Here is a 15,137-nt window from a genome sequence, read left to right as displayed (position 1 = left end):
CTTGAATGGAGAGCCGTATGCGCTGAAAGGTGCACGTACGGTTCGGTGAGGAGAAGCAGGGAAATAGTTCGACTACGCCCTGCTTCTTACTCTACATAAATGTACCGTGTACAGAGTATAGGAGGTAAAGCCAATGAATGAGACATTTGACAAACAGGCCGTGCTGAATTGCCTTAATAAAATCCTTGAACTGGAACTTGCGGGTGTAGTACGCTACACCCATTATGCTTTTATGGTTTATGGCTACAACCGCATACCCATTGTATCCTGGCTGCAGGCACAAGCGGATGAATCCTTGCTTCATGCCCGTGAAGCAGGTGAATTGATCACGCATTTAGGCGATCATCCGCCATTGACGATCGGTCCTTTGCTGGAGACGCATCAGCACGATATCGGCGATATACTGCGTGAATCGCTAGAGCATGAACGCGTAACGCTGACAAGCTACAAAGAGTTATTGTCCCTGGTTGAAGGTAAGTTCGTGCTGCTTGAAGAATATGCACGCCGTTTGATTGCGGCTGAAGAAATGCATCAGGGTGAAGTGGACAAAATGTTGCGCCGACCGGGTGCCGTTGCCGCCTTTTCTGAGAAAAAATAAAATCAGCTGCTTTACAACAGCGCTAATCATTTACATCAGAATTCAGCAAGGGCGTATTGAAGATACCGGATGCGCCGCGTCGCATCATGACAAAGCCGAGGTAATCCGGAATGCATTTATTTCCAGCAGGATGAAATACCGACTTATATCTGGAGATGCATTGATTATCGTTGATTTGCAAAACGATTTTCTGCCGGGCGGCAGTTTGCCGGTTTCCGGAGGAAATACGATTATTCCAACACTCAACCGCTATATCGCCGATTTTCATGCGCACAGGCTGCCAATTGTTGCATCACGTGACTGGCATCCGGAAAATCACTGTTCATTTGAAGCATCTGGCGGTCGCTGGCCGGCGCATTGTATTGCAAAAACAAATGGCGCTGCGTTTCCGGCTGCACTTGAATTACCTGCTTATACAAAAATAATTTCCAAAGCCACGACACAGGCAAGAGATGCGTATTCGGCATTTTCCGAAACGCAACTTAATGAACTGCTGAGATCGCTCAATGTGAAGCGGCTATTTGTCGGCGGGCTGGCAACCGAATATTGCGTCCTGAATACCGTTGAAGATGCCATTCGGTTTCACTATGTTACATTCATACTTGAAGATGCAGCTTGCGCAATTAACCATCAACCGGATGACGGCCGTGACGCGCTGCTGGCGATGAAACGGCTCGGCGCCATCCCGATTGACCGTAAGATGTTAGAACCATGAACCCGGACTTATATTCCTGCGGACAATGCAGCCCGTTGTTGACCGATTTTTATCAACTGACCATGCTGCAGAGCTATATCGAGCATGGCATGGAAGATACCGCTGTCTTTGAAATGTTCGTACGCAAGCTGCCGAACGGGCGTAATTTTCTGGTTGCGGCCGGACTCGAACAGGTACTGGATTATCTTGAGCATTTGCAGTTCTCCGAAGATGAGCTTGCCTGGCTTGCCACACGCTTTCCACCGCACGTTATCGATTATTTGAGGCAATTCCGCTTTACAGGGGATGTTCATGCGCTACCGGAAGGCACGGTTTTCTTTCCAAACGAACCGGTGATTCGAATTACCGCGCCCCTGCCGCAAGCGCAATTGGTCGAATCCCGGATTATCAATTTGTTGCATTTCGAAACCCTGATTGCTTCCAAAGCCGCCCGTTCGGTGCTGGCTGCGCCTGATAAAACACTGGTGGATTTTGGTATGCGCCGGGCGCACGGTCTAGAAGCTGGATTACTGGCCGCGCGTGCAAGTTATCTGGCGGGATTTTCCGGTACTGCAACGGTGCTGGCAGGTGCTGTTTACGGTGTACCGCTGTATGGCACCATGGCCCATTCCTATATTCAGGCACATGAAGATGAACTGGCTGCATTCGAACATTTTGCGCGGTCTCATCCGGATAACGCCGTGTTGCTTATTGATACGTACGATACCGAAAACGCAGCGGCCAGGCTTGTTGGCCTGGCAGACAAACTCGCTCAGGACCGGATTCATATCAAAGGCGTGCGCCTGGATAGCGGCGATCTGGCAGAACATGCACGCAATGTCCGCAGGATACTGGATCGGGGCGGATTGACAAAAGCCACCATTTTCGCGAGCGGCAATATTGATGAATACCGGTTACATACGCTGGTGCGATCCGGCGCACCAATCGACGGATTCGGTATCGGTACGTCACTGGATATATCCAGTGACGCGCCCGCGCTCGATTGTGCTTACAAACTTCAGGAATATGCCGGTAAACCGCGCCGCAAACATTCGGAAGGAAAAGCCACCTGGCCCGGAAGAAAACAGGTGTTGCGCAACTTTGGTACCTGCAATCACCTTATGGATGATACTGTGGTGCTTGAAGATGAAGATTGGCAAGCAGGCAAACCTTTAATCAAACAGTTCATGCAGGCAGGCCGGCGCGTGCAAAATAAAATACCGTTGGATGACATTCGCAAAGAGACACTATCGGGCTATGCTGAATTGCCCGAAATCATGACGTTGCTGGATTCCGCCTCCACATATCCGGTCACGATTTCTGAAAACCTGCATCGGCTGGCAGATCAACTGGATGCTGAGCATGCAATTGATCAATAGCTACTATCAGTAGCAATGAATCCCCTAATAAATCACCTGTAAAATTTATGGTTCCTGCTGATAGAACTGTCGTGCATCCTCGAACATTGCGTCAAGCGAATTTTGATGCAGATAGGGCATATGGCCGCCATGGTATACGCTGAGACGCATATTATCGACAATCTGCGAATCCAGTGACATTTGATCAATAATTATCGCAGAAGCAAAGTACGGCGTTACCAAATCAAATACACCATGCATAATCAATACCTGCATATCTGGATTCATACTCATGGCCTGCTTCAAGTCCGAAACTGCTTCGGCGAAACCCTGCCGACCATGAATTCCTGAGCGCCAGTTCCAGGATTTCGAAACATGTTTGTTAAGCAGCAGATAAGGCACGGCAGTTTTAAATGCTAAATTCTTGCGGATGTAGTTATTCATTGCAGCGGTCAGTGGTGCGTTGAGCTGATCAAGGTAAAAATCCCGGCCGGCGACAGACTGCCCACCCGGGTTCGGATCGATTAACGTAATCGACGCGTCGTACAAGCTCAGCAGACGGCGCCGGTCAGCAAGCAGCAGTTTGGCAAAACGACCGGATCGGACACGTCCTGCGCTGCGCAGTAACATATCCTCATCCAGCCCTGCAAGGTCACCGGTTTGTTCAAGCCAGTCCGGTTTATTCATGCCAACTGCGAGACCTGTCAGATATTCTGCCAACGCAAAATGTTCTGCCGGTGCAAGCGAAACACGCGGATCGTCTGCGTTATAATTTATGCGGGTGCTTTGCTGATGAATGGCGGCAGCAGCCGCATAACTTGGCAGCAGAGACACCCATGGCCATAGACTGCGTTCATTACCCAGCAAAAAGCCAAAATCCAGCACAGGCGAAACCAGCACCAACCCGCTTGGTACAATGCCGAATCCGGATTGCAACTGCCTGGACAAACGCGCAACCCTGAAACCGCCGTAACTCTCCCCCACCAGGTAAACAGGGGACAGCCAGCGGTCTTCCTCTGTCAGGTATGCACGGATAAAACGTGACAGGTTATTGGTATCTTCTTCAACCCCCCAGACGCGCTGGCGTGAACGTGTTTGCCTGGTAGGGCTCGATTCTGAATGATTTTCCGGTGTGTGCCGACCGTCTGCGCTCTGCTCAACCTTGCGGCTATAGCCTGTGCCAACGGGATCAACAAATACCAGATCGGAAAACGCAAGCCAGCTCTTTGGATTGTTCGTCAAACGTGCGGGAGCAGTTGCAATGCTGCCGTCATTGTTGAATACAACACGTTTTGGACCAAGCGCCCCAAGGTGCAGATAGGCGGAGGCTGCACCAGGACCGCCATTAAATACAAACGTCAACGGCCGCACTTTCGTGTTTTGCTGCTCCTGCTTGTACGCCACATAAAAAATCCTGCCAACAGGCCGGGACTGATTGTCGTGGACTGTCAGTGATGCGGCAGTGGCTGTATAGGCGATTTTCGAGGCTTTTGTTTCAAGAATATGTGAAGTCTCGGAGCGGTTTGAAACATCGAATTCACGCACATCGTTTGCGGTTTTATTCTGCGCGGCATCGTTCTCCACCGCCCCCACTGCAGCCGTTGCCAGAAGCAGTGCTCCCCAGATCAACATTCTCATCTGCAAAAACCACAGCCCGCGCTGAAGCTTTCCCGACCACTTTTTCCCGTATTTTTACGATTATTGCTATGAGGCATCATGACAAGAATTATACAAATAGTTTATACGCCGTTCTTTGTTACGTTGTAAAGAGAGAGAAAACAGAAAGTTAGAAGGTTCGATGAAAAAATGTCGGGTTTATTCATCGACAGATCGTTGTTGTTGATTAAACGGTTTGTCAATTCAACGCGCCAGGAGCAATCATCATGCTGTATAACCAACCAGTGAATTACGTTTACTTTACAATTACTAGCCGCTTCACTGCTGAGTCCGGCTAATCAACGGATTTTATATTATACTCTTTACATATCAAATTTCGGCAATCGCATTTTATATTTGTAAATATAAACAATGTAATGAAAGAGTGTAAACCAAAATTTGAAAAATAAAAGGTATACAATGAAATTGAAATGAAAACAACGAACGAATGGTGAACAAATGAAAGTAGAAGTAACAGTTGAATTGGATGTCAATCTGGCAAAAGCCAGTATTGCAGACATTAAAAAAATAGTGGAAGAGCTGATGAACGCAAGAAAAATTGATGCGTTGGAATCGGTTAACATCAAAGACATCAAAATAGGAAAATAACTGGCCAGAAGATTCTCGCCAACAACTCGAGACAAATTGCTTTTTACAAGTAGAAATAACCTATCATAGGTTAATGAAACCTTCTGGATTTCGTTCTATCATGATCGGATAAAAGACCAGTGTGACAAACGCGCTGTAGCCATCTGTTTCAAAATATATTTAATTCGGCATCTGTTAAAATACATTAACTGCTTATAACTCACAAGGAAAAAACAGTATGTGTAAACAATTCAGATTAATACTGATTTTGATAGTATTTTGCACGACTGCCGGTTGTGCAGTGCTTGCAGGTGCCGGAGCAGCTGGCGGTGCTTATGAATATAAAAACAAACAACAACTGGATGTGCTGGAAAAAGAATTCAGCGAAGGCAAGATCAGCCGCGAAGAATATATGAAACGAAAGAAACAGATTAATGAAGGATCCGTCATCTACTGACGCTGTATGCTGAAGAAGTTATTTTGTCAATCATCTGAGGAGAAGCTGTGATGAATATTTTTCACATAAACTATGAAACAAACGACGACGGTTTAAAACAATTTTCAGGCATAAGCAAATTTTTTCTGGTTTTGACTGTATCGACTGTATCTCTTGTAGTCGCAGGTTGCGGCAGCACACCGGTCAATGAAAGCCGTTATGCCAGCGTTCAAAAACAAATCAAAGAAGCTGAAGAATTACACGCAAGCAAAGTAGCAGGCGGAGAGCTTTATGAAGCACAAAAAAAATTTGAAGATGCACGTAAGGCAGACGATGATGGCAAACGCGAAAAAGCGCTTCGGTTGCTTAAAGAATCCGAATTGCACGCTGAATTAGCGGAAACAAAAACGATGCGCACGCGCGCGCAGGAAATGCTGGATGAAATTAACAGAGGGCTGGAAACGCTCGAAAATGAATTGAATTAGTCGCCGTTTCAGACCAAACAATGTATGCATTTTCAGTGAAACAGCTTTAAAAGCCAACAACATCTCAGGAGGTCACTATGAATTTCAAGCTTAGCTTATTAACTTTGACGCTGTCGTCTTTTTTTCTGATCTCGTGTGTCAGCAATCCGCCAAGCCAGCTTCTGGCTGACGCAGAAAACAGATATGAATCAGCGACATTGATTGAAGGCATTCAGAATTCAGATGCGCAAAGTATAGGGAAAGCGAAAGAAGCGCTCGAGAAGGCAAAAAATTTGCAAGCAAACAACGAATCACAAACGCTAGTTGAGCACCATGCATTGGTCTCGATTAAAAATACAGAAATTGCGGAAGAGCGCCATCGTCTGAGACAAATTGAACTAGAGACCGAACGAGCGAAAGAAAAACGCCAGCAGCTCATGGTTGAGAGTAAAACAAATGAACTCCGGGATGCCAGAATGGAAGCTTTGAAGCTTGCTTCTCAGCTTGAAGCCTTGAAAGCAGAACAAACCGAACGCGGCATTATCATGACGCTGGAAAATATCCTGTTTGCATTTAACAGTGCCGAACTCCAGCCTGGCGGTGAAATGACTGTCGCGCGTATCGCTGATTATTTAAACAATTATCCGAACCGTTATGTGTTGATTGAGGGTTTTACTGACAGTGTTGGCAGCGATGAATACAATCTGGAACTCTCCAAACAACGTGCTGAATCGGTACAGCGTTCTTTGATAAGACATCGTGTAAATCCCCGCCGTGTCAGCGTAGTCGGGCTTGGAGAAGCCTACCCTGTTGCGCCTAATACCACAGAAGCGGGCAGACAACAGAACAGAAGGGTTGAAATAGTCATTGCCAATGAAGACGGCAAACCGATTCTCAGGCGTTGATTTCAATAGCAACTGGAAAGCCCCGGACATCCACTTGTTAATAAACTACGTACGGGAATTGCTGTGTAAAGAATATTCGTCAGGATTTTTGATTGAATCAATCATGCGAAATCAAACAATTGGCGCATTGGTTACGGCTTTTTTTTTGGTCAGGCTTGGTGTTTGCTAACGGACAGCCGTCCATAGCGGAAATTGCAAAAACCAAGGCAAAGGTTTTGGAACAAGAGGCTGTAGCCGATAATACCAACTCAGCTTCTTCAACAGCCAGAATTATCACTAAACCTGAAGTTCGGTCAGTTGACCCTGACGGCACGAAACCATTGAATGATCCGATCACATGTCTTTCACGCACCATTTACTGGGAAGCCAGAGGGCAAAAAACAACAGAAATGGAAGCAATTGCCAGCGTCGTAATGAATCGATTGAGTCATGCTGGTTTTCCCGACACAATATGCGCTGTGGTAACACAAGGTAACGAACAAGGTTCCTGTCAGTTTTCGTGGTGGTGCGACGGCTATTCTGATAAAGCCGACGAAGCGTCCTATACAATCGCCAAAGAGATAGCGCGCAAGGCATTGAATCGGCAACTAACAGATCGCACACATGGTGCAACATTTTTTCATCATCGTGGAATTGAACCCGACTGGTCTTCGGAATTTATCAAAACATTCGAGATTGGAGAGCACATTTTCTATAAATCCGGCGCAGCTGAATAACCCAGCAGTATTGCAGAAAATGACTCAGACAGACAAATCAAATACTGAAACCGGCCACCTGTCGGCATACGTAGCGTCGCCGGTGACCGGTTTCAGTTAGGCGATTTACAGTCTACTAAAATAAATCACTTTATAAAAATTAATATCCGCCGCTTGACTCTGTTTCTTCTTCAACGCTATCAGCGCTATCTTCGATTTCATCGCCAGCGTCTTCAAAAGCGTCTCCCATCTCTTCCATCGTCTGATCAGCCTCTTCCATAGCACTATCCATAGCTTCACTGGCTTCATCTGAAGCATTGTCCATGGCATCACCCGCTTCTTCAGTAGCGTCATCAAATGCACTGCCGACCTCGTCTGCTGCATCACTCAAAGCCTCTTTAGTTTCTTCTATACTCCGGTCTATTGTTTCACCAACACTCTCGGCCGAATCCTGATCAGCACAGCCTGCTACAAAAAAAGTTAAAACAACAAACGAAAGTATCCATAAAATTTTGTTCATAACTATTCCCCTTTTATAAAAAATGTATTTATAAAACAAAACGCATGCGCTCTTATTTCAGAATCCAACCTTAAACCTACAAGATAAGCAACTTATAAGAAATTGTTTATACGTAGAAAAACATAATTTCAGAGTCACATCTATTTATCTTAACATTCGTCTGTTATTTCAGCAAATTGTTAGAATTGAATTATGTCTAACGTCTAACGAAGCATATTGCAACCATACTGAATCAACAGCCAAAGCGGTTAAGCATTCGGTTGATGCGTATCAAAGCACACCCGGAATTTCGAGTCAACGCCGTCCGTCATACCACACCGGCAGCTTCTTTTTGTTTTGCAGGGACTTGCACGGACTCAAAAGCACTAGAAAAAATTGACAGGCCATTTCCCGGCCTGAATACAATTGCAATTTACGCGCTGATGTAACTAAAGGAAAACGTTTCAGAATGGTAAATTTAAGTCCGCGCTTACGTCCCCATTTTTTTAACGAGCGGCTTAGATCTATTTCATCGGCAGCGTACAAATCCAGATTAAACCCGCCGACGTCCCGGAATGCATCTGCACGACAAACAACCAACGCACCGGAAGCCCAATTAAATGTAAACGAGACTGCGGTCCAGATTTTTAGTATTACTGTTCCCCACCAGGGAGAATCGGGCATACGCATAGCACTGCCACAGCCTGCATATTGCCCTGAGTCTATCATTTTCAGGATATCTGCAATCATATCCGGGTTCAGCAGACTGTCTGCATCGACAAACAATAGCCAGTCACCGCTTGCGGATGCAGCGCCAGCATTGCGCGCACGCCCGATTTGATTGATCGGTTCAAAAACAACACGGGCACCGGCTTTTTTGGCCAATTCTGCAGTGGTGTCCGTGGAATTATTATCTACGACGATTACTTCGGATTTAAAACCGGGCCTCTGATTGGCTGCCAGTGATTCTGAAACTGAATCAAGACACTGAAGAATCAAGCGCGCTTCATTAAAAGCTGGAATAATAACCGAGAGATACATAACAAATAGTGTAGTTGATTCTGTCGCCAGGCAAAGCGGTTGCTCCTTTTCCAGAAGAGTGATAAAGCAGGTAATCTGAACAGCACTACCTACCCAGAATTTTACCGTAATTTTCACGCAACTGAAATGACGGCAATTCTTCAGTATTTAAAAATGTTTTGATTTTTTTATGCATATTATTGCTTACGGAAAAATTATCTTTATATAATAAAGAAAGGATGCGCGGCCATACTCGTACGCGCAATGCAGCATTAAAAACAATCTCCATTCATTTTGCTGTTAACTTGTCTGTTTTTATCTTTTATCTGTAATCTGTACTAGAGGGTGTTAACAATTAGTGAATTATTTCTGTTGCTCCTGAAATTGTGCCGGGCAAAGCATGAGAAGCGTCGTTTGGTTATTCCAGATGAACGACGAATAACGTGGCATGGCACCATTTCAGGAACAACCCATAGGGCTGAAGAAGCCCATTTTAGTCTTCCGCTGCGTTATCATTCGCTCATGCAGCGTGACTGCACCACGCTCACGCTGCCTTGCTGAGAACTAAAATGCGTATCAGCAACAACAGTTCACTAATCGTTAGCACCTCCTAAACATTTCATCACGGCATGCAAATCGGCACACATCAACTTAAAAACAAGCTTATTGTTGCACCCATGGCCGGTGTAACCGACCGCCCTTTCCGTCAATTATGCAAGAAAATGGGTGCCGGCATGGCAGTATCCGAAATGGTCACTAGCAATTCATTGTTATGGGGGTCCCAAAAAACAAAACGGCGCGCCAATCACGATGGCGAGGCTTCTCCAATCTCGGTACAGATTGCGGGCGCAGATCCTGGCATGCTGGCTGCTGCGGCACAATACAATGTCGATCATGGTGCACAGATCATTGATATCAACATGGGATGTCCTGCTAAAAAAATCTGTAATGTCATGGCGGGATCAGCATTGATGAAAAACGAAAAACTGGTTGAAAAAATCCTGAGTTCAGTTGTTAGTGCTGTGAATATCCCTGTCACTCTTAAAATCAGAACGGGTTGGGACCAGCAGAACAAAAACGCATTGACCGTTGCCAAGATTGCCGAAAACTCTGGGATTCAAGTTCTGGCCGTTCACGGCCGCACCCGTGCATGCGCATACCGGGGAAATGCAGAATACGATACTATCGCTGCCATCAAGGCGGCTGTAAATATTCCGGTTATTGCCAATGGCGATATTTCAACACCCGAGAAAGCGCGTCAAGTGCTTGAATATACTCAAGCGGATGCCATCATGATTGGCCGCGCGGCACAAGGAAGGCCCTGGATATTTAGAGAAATCGATCATTATTTGAATAATGACACATATTTGCCGCCACCAAAAGTGACCGAAATTCATGATGTTCTTATGCAACATCTATATGATCTATATGATTTTTATGGTGAATATGCGGGTGTTCGTATAGCACGCAAACATATTGCATGGTATACAAAAGGTCTGGCAGGCTCCGCAAGTTTTCGCCAAAAAATGAATCAGCTGCAAACTTGCGAAGAACAGCTTGCTGAAACGGACAGCTTCTTTACACAATTATCTGATTACGATCAATATTTGCATTATATCAAAGAAGAAAACAAAGAAGAAAAGGCAATCGCCGTATGAATACCATTAATGAAAATGAAATTGCATGCTGTATACGAAAATCAATTGGTAAATATCTTAGTGATCTAGATGGCGAGAAACCCTGTCCTATCCATGAAATGGTCATCTTAAGTGTGGAAAAGCCACTCATTGAGGTCATTTTGCAATACACGCAGGGCAACCAGACACAGGCCGCCGAGCTTCTTGGAATCAACCGGAACACACTGCGCCAGAAAATCAGGCGTTATCAAATTAAATAAGGTACATAATGTCTATCAAACAAGCCCTGATCAGTGTTTCAGATAAAACGGGTGTAGTCGATCTGGCACGCACACTTCATCAGTCTGGTATAACCATTCTTTCCACCGGCGGAACTGCGGGATTATTGCAGGAAAACGATATTCCAGTGATAGAGATCGGCGACTACACCGGTTTCCCGGAAATGCTCGACGGGCGCGTTAAAACTTTGCACCCCAAAGTGCATGCAGGCATACTGGCTCGGGCCGATTTGCCGGATCACGTATCAGCCATGGAACAAGCCGGCTTTACGGATATCGAGCTGGTGGTAGTTAATCTCTATCCGTTTACCCAGACGATAGCCCAAACTGATTGCACCCTTGCCGATGCGATCGAGAATATCGATATTGGCGGTCCTGCCATGGTACGCGCTGCAGCCAAGAACTACCATAAAGTTACGGTTATTACAGACCCTGCCGACTATCAAGCCCTATTCGATGAACTAGCGTTAAACAATGGTGCTGTCAGCGCCACCAGCCGATTTAAATTTGCTCAGAAAGCATTTTCGCACACGGCGGCATATGACAGTGCGATCAGTAATTACCTGACAGCAATCGATGACGATGGTCAACACAATGATTTTCCAGCCACACTGAATCTAAACTTCGACAGAATACAATTTATGCGCTACGGTGAGAATCCGCATCAGAAAGCCGCATTCTATCGGGACATGCAGCCCGTACCCGGTGGACTTGCGGGCTATCGCCAACTACAAGGGAAGGCATTGTCATTTAATAATATTGCCGACACCGATGCAGCATGGGAATGCGCTAAGTCTTTTGAAGAACCGGCCTGCGTCATCGTAAAGCATGCCAACCCCTGCGGCGTCGCCGTTGCAAATGACGTCCTGACTGCATATCAACGCGCATTTGCAACCGACCCGGCTTCTGCATTTGGCGGCATTATTGCATTTAACCGACCGCTCGACGAGCAAACCGCCTCAGCAATCTTAAATCAGTTTGTCGAAGTCATTATCGCACCCGCTGTGACGGAAGATGCACAAACTATTTTCGCGCAAAAAAATAATATCCGCGTTTTGACGCTTCAATTGCAGCAAGCAAATCACCAATATGACCTGAAACGTATCGGAGGTGGTCTCCTGGTACAATCACCGGACAACTTTCACCTATCCAAAGACGATCTCAAAGTGGTCACCCAGAAAAAACCGTCCGAACAGCAAATATGCGATTTACTCTTTGCCTGGCGTGTTGCCAAATACGTCAAATCCAATGCTATCGTCTTTTGTCACAACAACCAGACTGTCGGCATCGGCGCCGGCCAGATGAGCCGTATAGACAGTGCAAGAATCGCCTCTATCAAAGCCCGGGAAGCGGGACTGGACTTATCCGGCTCGGCTGTCGCTTCTGACGCATTCTTCCCCTTCCGGGATGGTCTCGATGTCGTCGTTCAGGCAGGTGCACACGCCGTCATCCAGCCGGGCGGCAGTATCCGTGATGATGAAGTCATCGCTGCAGCAGATGAGCAGAATGTCGCAATGGTTTTCACGGGTGTACGGCACTTCAGGCACTAACTAACTTCGGATTTACTGACACATATGAAATTACTGGTAATCGGTAGCGGTGGCAGAGAACATGCACTGGCTTGGAAACTTATTCAATCGCCGCGCGTAGAGAAAGTTTTTGTCGCTCCTGGAAATGCAGGTATGACATATGAATATGGAGTCGAAAATATTGCAATCTCGACAATACCCGCGTTGGTTTATTTTGCACAAAGCCATAAAATTGCGTTCACCATTGTTGGCCCCGAATTATCACTGGCCGATGGCATTGTCGATGCTTTTCTTGATGCGGGATTAAAAATTTTCGGCCCAAGCCGCAAAGCCGCACGATTAGAAACCTCAAAAAGTTTTGCCAAGAACTTTATGCAGCGTCACAATATCCCCACTGCAGTTTATGACACCTTTACTGACGCGCACGCTGCACACCAATATATCGAACAACGTGGCGCACCAATTGTTATAAAGGCAGCCGGCCTGGCGGCGGGTAAAGGTGTTATTGTAGCTCCCTCATTAGAAAAGGCGCATAATGCAGTTGACCAGATACTGGTAACAAGGCTTTTTGGTGAAGCTGGCGCGGAAGTTATCATCGAAGAATTTCTTCAGGGCATTGAAGTCAGCTTTATTGTCATGTGCGATGGCCAGCATGTTTTACCCCTGGCCACCAGCCAGGACCACAAACGTCTGCATGACGGTAACACGGGTCCCAATACCGGCGGTATGGGCGCTTATTCGCCTACGCCGTTCATATCCCCCGGCCTGCATGCGCAGATTCTACGCGAAGTTATCTATCCAGCAGTCCAGGGTATGGCACAAGAAGGTGTTCCATATATTGGATTCCTATACGCAGGTCTAATGATCACTCCGGACAATCAGATAAAAGTTCTGGAATTTAATTGCCGTATGGGCGATCCTGAAACGCAACCTATATTGATGCGCCTAAAAAGTGACCTGTCCGCATTAATCGAGCAGGCGCTCAACGGCGCTCTGGATCAAACCGAAACAGACTGGGACAGACGTGTCGCCTTGAGTGTTGTAATGGCAGCTGGCGGCTATCCTGATAACCCTCAGAAAGGTGACGCTATTACCGGGTTAACAGATTTAATGACCAGGCAGAACGCAACCGATGATTTCCATATTTTTCATTCCGGTACGGCGTTGAATAGTAACGATCAGCGGCAGTTTGTCACTGCCGGCGGACGCGTGTTGTGTGTAACGGCATTGGGTGATAACCTGAAACTTGCTCAGCAGCACGCTTACACGCTTGCCAAGCAAATCCACTATAACAATTCATATATGCGTCACGATATCGGTCATACCGGTATTGAATTTATACACAAGCCATAGTTATCCGTTGAATTCAAATAATAATTTGATCACAGCAAACGATTGCACGGGTCAATGCAGCTGGTCTTTCATGTTCATAAGATATTGCCTACCACACTTCCATGAGATGATGATGCTCTGCACGGCGAATTTTCTGGAATCCCAGTTTCTGATACAAGCGAAAAGCACCTAGATTGGCATGCAACACTCGAAGACGCAGTGGCAAACCCAGTTTGCGCGCCCGGCAAATCAACTGCAGAATGACCGCAGTACCGATACCTTGATTCTGGTATTGCGGCTCGATTTGCAGCTCATCCAGCCATAAGTAATCTCCCTGCTGTTCAATAATAAACATGCCAACCGGTTTATTCTGTTTCAAAATAATATCAATTTTTTTCGTTTCCCATGAATCCAAAAACAAGCCGAGTTCCTCATCATCATCCCAGTAACCAAATTCGCTGATAATTAATTCACGATAAACAGTATGATGCAAGTCCAGCAACCAATCGTAGTCAGCGCGTTCAACGGGTCTAATCCGGATAGTCATTGGTATGGTTGCTTTCATCTATGTAACCGTAACATGATTCTTAAAATTCCTGCTATACGAATAAGCAGTTGACACCAGTTTTTCGAGAACTGTTAAATTTCAGCCGACCGGCAGAAAATAATCAACCGCCACTATATTTATACAGACATGCGGTCTTTTTAGAAACTCGCTTGTATCTATTCACCCAACCTTATGAACTTCACCGCCGATACGATCCGTAGCGATAAGCGGATTGTATTCTTTATTGACCATGAATTGCAGATAGCTTGAAATAAGGCAATGAGCACGCGCATACTCAGTGGTTCTGAAACAACCTGAAATTTTTTGTTTGACCTTCGACATTCGCAAGTCTCGTTCAGCCCTGTATTGGTAAATGATGCGCTTGCTGCAATGGAAGCTTCATATTACGCACCCAGGCATAACCATTCGTGTCAATAACGAAGGCTGGCTCACGCAACAAATTCTCACGCTTTTCCGGAAGTGGCGACCTGATTTCATCAATTTTTTGTGGTCAGCGGGTTTTCTTTTGGGTAAGAACAGTCCCGATATTAATCAGTTTGCTAACAGAGTTATGGTTGGCGCTATTTCAGTATGACCGGCAGCCAATACCTCCACAATGCTGGAAATTATTAAACTCAGTCACCTAATCTGATTTTGCAAGAGACTCGATAGATTAAATTTTTGATAATATGACTTTGAGATATGTGACAGACGAAAAAAAACCCACCGAAGTGGGTTTTTCCAGGACCTTATTGGAAAGGCGTGCGTCAATTTAACTTCCGGTATTGCTTGTCTTGCCAGCAGAGGCTGATACAGGATGGAGCGATTGTTCAGCTGCCATTTTTTCATGGTAGGCAGCTTTTTCCAGATTTTCAGCCATGGCTACTTCCAGGCTTTGCAG

General features: G+C 45.9%; 16 protein-coding genes. 12 read left to right on the top strand and 4 right to left on the bottom strand.

Annotation, left to right across the window (positions count from 1 at the left end; genetic code table 11):
• Positions 1-133 precede the first annotated feature (133 nt).
• The 3 genes from BMY60_RS13065 (at position 134) to BMY60_RS13055 (ending at position 2,671) form a co-directional block, all read left to right on the top strand.
• Positions 134-598 carry a ferritin-like domain-containing protein gene (locus tag BMY60_RS13065; protein ID WP_090334219.1) on the top strand — a complete coding sequence of 155 codons (465 nt, stop codon included), beginning with the start codon at positions 134-136 and terminating at the stop codon, positions 596-598.
• A gap of 130 nt (positions 599-728) precedes the next feature.
• A complete protein-coding gene (locus BMY60_RS13060; RefSeq protein ID WP_090334224.1) occupies positions 729-1,313 on the top strand; it encodes an isochorismatase family protein in 585 nt (194 codons plus the stop codon).
• Positions 1,310-2,671, top strand: a complete 1,362-nt coding sequence (locus BMY60_RS13055) for a nicotinate phosphoribosyltransferase (protein ID WP_090334217.1) — start codon at positions 1,310-1,312, stop codon at positions 2,669-2,671. Before BMY60_RS13060 ends, BMY60_RS13055 begins: the two co-directional genes overlap by 4 nt.
• 45 nt (positions 2,672-2,716) lie before the next feature.
• Here BMY60_RS13055 and BMY60_RS13050 read toward each other — a convergent pair whose 3' ends face one another.
• Positions 2,717-4,282 carry a S10 family peptidase gene (locus BMY60_RS13050; RefSeq protein WP_218141702.1) on the bottom strand — a complete coding sequence of 522 codons (1,566 nt, stop codon included), beginning with the start codon at positions 4,280-4,282 and terminating at the stop codon, positions 2,717-2,719.
• 483 nt (positions 4,283-4,765) lie between these two features.
• Between BMY60_RS13050 and BMY60_RS15835 the strand changes: the two genes are divergently transcribed.
• The 5 genes from BMY60_RS15835 to BMY60_RS13030 all read left to right on the top strand — a co-directional run bounded on the left by BMY60_RS15835 (position 4,766) and on the right by BMY60_RS13030 (position 7,415).
• A complete protein-coding gene (locus BMY60_RS15835) occupies positions 4,766-4,915 on the top strand; it encodes a hypothetical protein (protein WP_177166678.1) in 150 nt (49 codons plus the stop codon).
• 280 nt (positions 4,916-5,195) lie between these two features.
• Positions 5,196-5,351: a hypothetical protein gene (locus BMY60_RS15830; RefSeq protein ID WP_218141701.1), complete on the top strand. Its 156-nt coding sequence runs from the start codon at positions 5,196-5,198 to the stop codon at positions 5,349-5,351.
• Between the two features lie 50 nt (positions 5,352-5,401).
• Complete coding sequence (locus BMY60_RS13040) at positions 5,402-5,815, top strand: DUF4398 domain-containing protein (RefSeq protein ID WP_090334213.1); 414 nt, start codon at positions 5,402-5,404, stop codon at positions 5,813-5,815.
• Positions 5,816-5,892: 77 nt separating this feature from the next.
• Positions 5,893-6,699 (top strand): OmpA family protein, encoded by an 807-nt coding sequence (locus BMY60_RS13035; RefSeq protein ID WP_090334211.1) that lies wholly within the window; start codon positions 5,893-5,895, stop codon positions 6,697-6,699.
• A gap of 92 nt (positions 6,700-6,791) precedes the next feature.
• Positions 6,792-7,415: a cell wall hydrolase gene (locus BMY60_RS13030; RefSeq protein ID WP_256250840.1), complete on the top strand. Its 624-nt coding sequence runs from the start codon at positions 6,792-6,794 to the stop codon at positions 7,413-7,415.
• Between the two features lie 139 nt (positions 7,416-7,554).
• Here BMY60_RS13030 and BMY60_RS13025 read toward each other — a convergent pair whose 3' ends face one another.
• Both BMY60_RS13025 and BMY60_RS13020 read right to left on the bottom strand, forming a co-directional pair.
• A complete protein-coding gene (locus BMY60_RS13025) occupies positions 7,555-7,914 on the bottom strand; it encodes a hypothetical protein (protein ID WP_090334210.1) in 360 nt (119 codons plus the stop codon).
• 294 nt (positions 7,915-8,208) lie between these two features.
• A complete protein-coding gene (locus BMY60_RS13020; RefSeq protein ID WP_090334208.1) occupies positions 8,209-8,934 on the bottom strand; it encodes a glycosyltransferase in 726 nt (241 codons plus the stop codon).
• 608 nt (positions 8,935-9,542) lie between these two features.
• On the opposite strand from BMY60_RS13020, the gene dusB reads away from it, so the two are divergent.
• Genes dusB through purD form a run of 4 tightly spaced genes read left to right on the top strand, consistent with a single transcriptional unit; the run spans position 9,543 to position 13,710 of the window.
• Positions 9,543-10,571, top strand: a complete 1,029-nt coding sequence (gene dusB / locus BMY60_RS13010) for a tRNA dihydrouridine synthase DusB (protein WP_090334205.1) — start codon at positions 9,543-9,545, stop codon at positions 10,569-10,571.
• Positions 10,568-10,810, top strand: coding sequence for a helix-turn-helix domain-containing protein (locus tag BMY60_RS13005; protein ID WP_090334204.1), 243 nt, complete (start codon positions 10,568-10,570; stop codon positions 10,808-10,810). The genes dusB and BMY60_RS13005 overlap by 4 nt, the downstream gene beginning before the upstream one ends.
• An 8-nt stretch (positions 10,811-10,818) precedes the next feature.
• Entirely contained in the window at positions 10,819-12,378 is a 1,560-nt protein-coding gene (gene purH, locus BMY60_RS13000) for a bifunctional phosphoribosylaminoimidazolecarboxamide formyltransferase/IMP cyclohydrolase (RefSeq protein ID WP_090334202.1), read from the top strand.
• A 24-nt stretch (positions 12,379-12,402) separates the two neighbouring features.
• Complete coding sequence (gene purD / locus BMY60_RS12995) at positions 12,403-13,710, top strand: phosphoribosylamine--glycine ligase (protein WP_090334201.1); 1,308 nt, start codon at positions 12,403-12,405, stop codon at positions 13,708-13,710.
• A gap of 88 nt (positions 13,711-13,798) precedes the next feature.
• Here purD and BMY60_RS12990 read toward each other — a convergent pair whose 3' ends face one another.
• A complete protein-coding gene (locus tag BMY60_RS12990) occupies positions 13,799-14,236 on the bottom strand; it encodes a GNAT family N-acetyltransferase (protein WP_090334221.1) in 438 nt (145 codons plus the stop codon).
• Between the last annotated feature and the right edge of the window lie 901 nt (positions 14,237-15,137).

Source organism: Nitrosomonas sp. Nm51 (genome assembly GCF_900111165.1).
Taxonomy (GTDB): domain Bacteria; phylum Pseudomonadota; class Gammaproteobacteria; order Burkholderiales; family Nitrosomonadaceae; genus Nitrosomonas.
Note: the sequence above shows the minus strand (reverse complement) of the source record. Positions and strands in the feature narration are given on the sequence as shown.